Source organism: Rhizobacter sp. (assembly GCF_031412495.1).
Lineage (GTDB): Bacteria > Pseudomonadota > Gammaproteobacteria > Burkholderiales > Burkholderiaceae_C > Schlegelella_A.
The window spans coordinates 1-5,104 of record NZ_JANODC010000145.1; the positions used below are offsets into that span (position 1 = coordinate 1).

The 5,104-nt window shown below is 66.9% G+C and carries 6 protein-coding genes; 5 read left to right on the forward strand and 1 reads right to left on the reverse strand.

What is annotated here, in order from left to right:
* Nucleotides 1–100 precede the first annotated feature (100 nt).
* Both xseA and AC30N0_RS05245 read left to right on the forward strand, forming a co-directional pair.
* The gene (gene xseA, locus AC30N0_RS05240) at nt 101–1,453 is read left to right on the forward strand and encodes an exodeoxyribonuclease VII large subunit (RefSeq protein ID WP_489516876.1); all 1,353 of its coding nucleotides are present in this window, start codon (nt 101–103) and stop codon (nt 1,451–1,453) included.
* A gap of 66 nt (nt 1,454–1,519) precedes the next feature.
* Nucleotides 1,520–2,101, forward strand: a complete 582-nt coding sequence (locus tag AC30N0_RS05245) for a superoxide dismutase (RefSeq protein WP_489516877.1) — start codon at nt 1,520–1,522, stop codon at nt 2,099–2,101.
* A gap of 21 nt (nt 2,102–2,122) precedes the next feature.
* Here AC30N0_RS05245 and AC30N0_RS05250 read toward each other — a convergent pair whose 3' ends face one another.
* Nucleotides 2,123–2,575, reverse strand: coding sequence for a DUF192 domain-containing protein (locus tag AC30N0_RS05250; RefSeq protein WP_489516878.1), 453 nt, complete (start codon nt 2,573–2,575; stop codon nt 2,123–2,125).
* Between the two features lie 68 nt (nt 2,576–2,643).
* On the opposite strand from AC30N0_RS05250, the gene icd reads away from it, so the two are divergent.
* From icd to AC30N0_RS05265, 3 genes are all read left to right on the forward strand, one after another.
* Nucleotides 2,644–3,897 (forward strand): NADP-dependent isocitrate dehydrogenase, encoded by a 1,254-nt coding sequence (gene icd, locus AC30N0_RS05255; RefSeq protein WP_489516879.1) that lies wholly within the window; start codon nt 2,644–2,646, stop codon nt 3,895–3,897.
* 168 nt (nt 3,898–4,065) lie between these two features.
* Nucleotides 4,066–4,413, forward strand: coding sequence for an ATP-dependent Clp protease adapter ClpS (gene clpS / locus AC30N0_RS05260; protein ID WP_329689733.1), 348 nt, complete (start codon nt 4,066–4,068; stop codon nt 4,411–4,413).
* Nucleotides 4,410–5,104, forward strand: a 695-nt coding sequence (locus AC30N0_RS05265; RefSeq protein WP_489516880.1) for a Clp protease N-terminal domain-containing protein, incomplete at its 3' end; no start/stop codon positions are given. The genes clpS and AC30N0_RS05265, both read left to right, overlap by 4 nt.

Sequence of the window (5,104 nt, forward strand, 5' to 3'; positions counted from 1 at the left end):
GTCGGGGCGGATTATGGCGTGGCCTCCGGTCATCCCGGCACGGCCGAAGCACCCGGCGTGACAGGTGTCGCGCCCGCACTCACCTTCGGACCCGTTGCGGTTGACTGATCTCTTCACGAACCTGCCGCCGGAGGCACCGCCGGACAACGCGTCGGCCGCCCCGCAGCGTGCGCGAACGCCGAGCCGCATCTGGCGCGTGGCCGACCTGCTCGGCGCCGTCGCTTCCCTGGTCGAGATGGAGTTCCCGGCCTGCTCGGTCGGCGGCGAGATCTCCGGCTTTTCGCGGGCGGCGAGCGGCCATTGCTACTTCAGCCTCAAGGACCCGGATGGTGGCGTGAGCCTTCGTTGCGCGATGTTCAGGCGCGCCGCCACGCTGCTCGACTTCCGGCCGCGGGACGGACAGGCCGTCGAGCTGCGGGGGCGCCTGGCGGTCTACGAACCTCGCGGCGAGCTTCAGTTCGTGGTGGAGGCGATGCAGCCGAGCGGCGCAGGGGTGCTGTACGAGCGCTTCCTTCGACTGCGCGCCAAGCTCGAAGGCGAGGGGTTGTTCGAACCCACGCGCAAGCGCCGCCTGCCGTCCTTCCCTAGACGGGTGGGCGTCGTCACGTCGCTGCAGGGCGCGGCGCTCCACGACGTCGCGACGACGCTGGCGCGACGCTCTCCGCACGTCGAGGTCATCGTCTATCCGAGCGCCGTGCAGGGGGTGGATGCGCCGGCCGCGCTCTGCCAGGCGATCTCCATCGCCGGCGAGCGCGGCGAGGTCGACCTCCTGATCGTCTGCCGCGGCGGCGGCTCGCTCGAGGACCTCTGGGCCTTCAACGACGAGCGGGTCGTCCGCGCCATCGCCGCGGCGCCGATGCCGGTGCTGAGCGGAGTCGGCCACGAGACCGACGTCTCCCTCGTCGACCTCGCCGCCGACCTGCGCGCGCCGACGCCGACAGCCGCCGCCGAGCTCGCCGCACCGGCCACGGCTACGCACCTGCAGGCGCTCGACGCCCTGGTCGGGGCCATGTCGAGGCGTGTCGAAGGCATGCTCGAGACCCGGGCCCAGCGCATCGATCGCGCCGCGCTGCGCCTCGCCCGTCCGAGCGACGCGCTGCGCAGGCGCGCTCACCTGCTCGACATGCTCGAGCAGCGCCTCGGCGCGGCGCCCCTGCTCTCTGTCGGCGCGTCGCTGTCCCGCTGCGCCTCGGCGCGCGACCGGATGCGGCACGCGGCTCGCATGGCCTGCTCGCGCTCGTCGAGCCGCCTCGACGTCGCGGCGGCCGGGCTGAAGGCGCTCGACCCCGACCGGGTGCTCGCGCGCGGCTACGTCCGGCTCGAGCGCCACGAAGGGACGCCGGTCACGTCGGTCAGGCAGCTCGCCGCAGGCGACCGCATCCGGGCGCGCCTCGGCGACGGCTCCGCCAGGCTCGACGTGCTCGACGTCGATGCTGCTCCGCGCGCGCCCTGAGCCTCACCGGCGACGGCAAGCTCTCTACAATTGCCCCCCAGAACAATCGCCTGCCGAAGGAACGCCATGGAACACACCCTGCCCCCGCTCCCGTATCCCATCGATGCGCTCGCCCCCCACGTCAGCAAGGAAACGCTGGAGTACCACCACGGCAAGCACCACAAGGCCTACGTCGACAACCTGAACAACCTGCAGAAGGGCACCGAGTTCGAGTCCATGCCCCTCGAGGACATCGTCCGCAAGTCGTCGGGCGCGATCTACAACAACGCCGCCCAGATCTGGAACCACACCTTCTTCTGGAGTTGCATGAAGCCGGGCGGCGGGGGTGAGCCGACCGGCCCCCTGGCCGACGCGATCCGGGGCAAGTGGGCCGCCTTCCCGGCGTTCAAGGAGGCCTTCGCGAAGAGCGCGGTGGGCAACTTCGGCTCGGGCTGGACCTGGCTCGTCAAGAAGGCCGACGGCAGTGTCGACATCGTCAACATGGGTGCGGCGGGAACGCCGCTCACGACCGGCGACAAGCCCCTGCTCACCCTCGACGTCTGGGAGCACGCCTACTACATCGACTACCGCAACCAGCGGCCGAAGTGGGCCGAGACCTTCCTCAGCTCGCTGGCCAACTGGGACTTCGCGGCGAAGAACTTCGCCTGAGCGAACCCAGCCCGTGAGGAGCTAGTTCGCGAACGGCTGGCCGAGCACCTTGGTGCCGGCCTTGATGCCGCGTTTCGCGAACCAGCCCTCGTTCATCTCGAGTACGAAGCGCACGGGCTTGTCGGAACAGTGCGGGTCGAGCGTCTGCGGCTTCATGCTGTCGATGTTGACGACGCTGCCTTCATCGGCGAGGAAGGCGATCGAGAGCGGGATCAGGGTGTTCTTCATCCAGAAGCACTGCTGGGCGGGCCGCTCGAAGACGAAGAGCATCCCTTCGTTGGCCCCCATAGAGGTCCGGTTCATGAGGCCGATCTGGCGCTGCTGCGGCGTGGTCGCCAGTTCTGCCGAGATGTTGTGGATGCCGGCCTGCAGGCGGATCGACGCCAGTTTCTGCGGCCCGTCCTGGGCCGGTGCGGCGGCCGCCGCCAGCAGCATCGCGAGGGCCGCGGCCCAGCGCCCGAATCTCTGTTTCATGCCCATTCTTCCGACTTAGAATTTCCGCTGCAATCTCAACACGGCCGCGCGAGCGGGGCGCCATTTTCATGTATCAGCACATCAAGGTGCCCGAGGGCGGGCAGAAGATCAAGGTCAACCCCGACTTCTCCCTCGTGGTGCCCGACGAGCCGATCATTCCCTATATCGAAGGCGACGGCACGGGCGTTGACATCACGCCGGTGATGATCAAGGTGGTCGATGCCGCGGTGGCCAAGACCTACGGCGGCAAGAAGAAGATCCACTGGATGGAGATCTACGCCGGCGAGAAGTCGACGCGCGTCTACGGTCCCGACGTGTGGCTGCCCCCGGAGACGCTCGAGGCGGTGCGGGAGTACGTGGTCTCGATCAAGGGCCCGCTCACCACGCCGGTCGGCGGCGGCATCCGCTCGCTGAACGTGGCGCTGCGCCAGGAACTCGACCTCTACGTCTGCCTGCGCCCGATCCAGTACTTCAAGGGCGTGCCTTCCCCGGTCAAGGCGCCCGAGAAGACCAACATGGTCATCTTCCGCGAGAACTCGGAGGACATCTACGCCGGCATCGAGTTCGAGGCCGAGAGCGAGAAGGCCAAACGCCTGATCAAGATCCTCCAGGACGAGTTCGGGGTCAAGAAGATCCGTTTTCCCGACACCTCCGGCATCGGTATCAAGCCGGTGTCGCGAGAGGGCACGGAGCGCCTTGTGCGCAAGGCCCTGCAGTACGCCATCGACCACGACAAGCCCTCGGTGACGCTGGTGCACAAGGGCAACATCATGAAGTTCACCGAGGGGGGCTTCCGCGACTGGGGCTACGCCCTGGCGCAGCGCGAGTTCGGTGCGGCGCTGATCGACGGCGGGCCGTGGAGCCAGTTCAAGAATCCCAAGACCGGCAAGAACATCGTCGTCAAGGATTCGATCGCCGATGCGTTCCTGCAGCAGATCCTGCTTCGCCCGGCCGAGTATTCGGTGATCGCCACGCTGAACCTGAACGGGGACTACGTGTCGGACGCTCTCGCGGCGCAGGTCGGCGGCATCGGCATCGCGCCGGGCGCCAACATGAGCGACACGGTCGCCATGTTCGAGGCGACGCACGGCACCGCCCCCAAGTACGCCGGCAAGGACTACGTCAACCCGGGCTCGGAGATCCTTTCGGCCGAGATGATGCTGCGCCACATGGGCTGGGACGCGGCGGCCGACCTCGTCATCAGCTCGATGGAAAAAGCCATCCTGTCGAAGAAGGTGACATACGACTTCGCCCGGCTGATGGAAGGGGCGACCCAGGTCTCGTGCTCCGGGTTCGGCCAGGTGATGATCGACAACATGTGATCGGGCGACACGCCGACACGAGAAAACCCGCCGTTCGGCGGGTTTTTTTTGCGCGTCAGGCATGAACTGGACCGCGTTCGGGGGATACCTTCGGCCTTGTGAAATAGTCCCCGCGGCCAATATGAGAACGAAGCGAGCCCGCTCGGCTCAACTCGATAGAATGAATTCATGCCTGACGACAAACCGCTCCTCCCTGTCATTCGGCCGCAGCCGGATGACGGGCAGGGTGCCGTCGTCGTCGAGCGCAAGACTCAGAAAACCGAGCCCCCGCGGATGTATCAGGTCATCCTGCTCAACGACGACTACACACCGATGGAGTTTGTCGTGATGGTGCTGCAGGAGTATTTCAACCGGGATCTCGAAACCGCGACGCAGATCATGCTGAAGATCCACCACGACGGGCGCGGAGTTTGCGGCGTCTTTTCGAAGGACGTCGCCGCGACCAAGGTCGAACTGGTGCTGGCTGCCGCGAGGCGCGGCGGCCACCCGTTGCAATGCATTATGGAGTCCGCATGATTGCGCAAGAGTTGGAAGTCAGCCTGCACATGGCCTTCGTCGAGGCCAGGCAGCAGCGACACGAGTTCATCACCGTCGAGCACCTGCTCATGGCGCTGCTCGACAACCCATCGGCGGCCGAAGTGCTGCGCGCCTGCTCGGCCAGCCTCGACGACCTGAGGAAGAGCCTGGTCGGCTTCATCAAGGAAAACACCCCCACCGTCGGCGGTGCCGACGAGGTCGACACGCAGCCGACGTTGGGCTTCCAGCGCGTCATCCAGCGCGCGATCATGCATGTGCAGTCGACGGGCAGCGGCAAGAAGGAGGTGACCGGTGCCAATGTACTCGTCGCGATCTTCGGCGAGAAGGACTCGCACGCCGTCTACTACCTGCACCAGCAGGGCGTGACCCGGCTCGACGTCGTCAACTTCATCGCGCATGGCATCAAGAAGACCGATCCGCCCGAGCCGGCCAAGCCGGGCGAAGGATCGGGCTCGAGCGCCGAGAGCGAGAAGGAAGAAGGCGACGGCAAGGGCTCGCCGCTCGACCAGTTCACGCAGAACCTGAACCAGCTCGCCCGCGACGGCAAGATCGATCCGCTGATCGGCCGCGAGCTCGAGGTCGAACGCGTGATCCAGATCCTCTGCCGCCGGCGCAAGAACAACCCGCTCCTCGTCGGCGAAGCCGGTGTCGGCAAGACGGCGATCGCCGA

Excerpts from the sequence above, each read along its gene's own strand:
- AC30N0_RS05245 (WP_489516877.1), top strand. The coding sequence starts at position 1,520 with ATGGAACACACCCTGCCCCCGCTCCCGTATCCCATCGATGCGCTCGCC.
- AC30N0_RS05250 (WP_489516878.1), bottom strand. The coding sequence starts at position 2,575 with ATGAAACAGAGATTCGGGCGCTGGGCCGCGGCCCTCGCGATGCTGCTG.
- icd (WP_489516879.1), top strand. The coding sequence starts at position 2,644 with ATGTATCAGCACATCAAGGTGCCCGAGGGCGGGCAGAAGATCAAGGTC.
- clpS (WP_329689733.1), top strand. The coding sequence starts at position 4,066 with ATGCCTGACGACAAACCGCTCCTCCCTGTCATTCGGCCGCAGCCGGAT.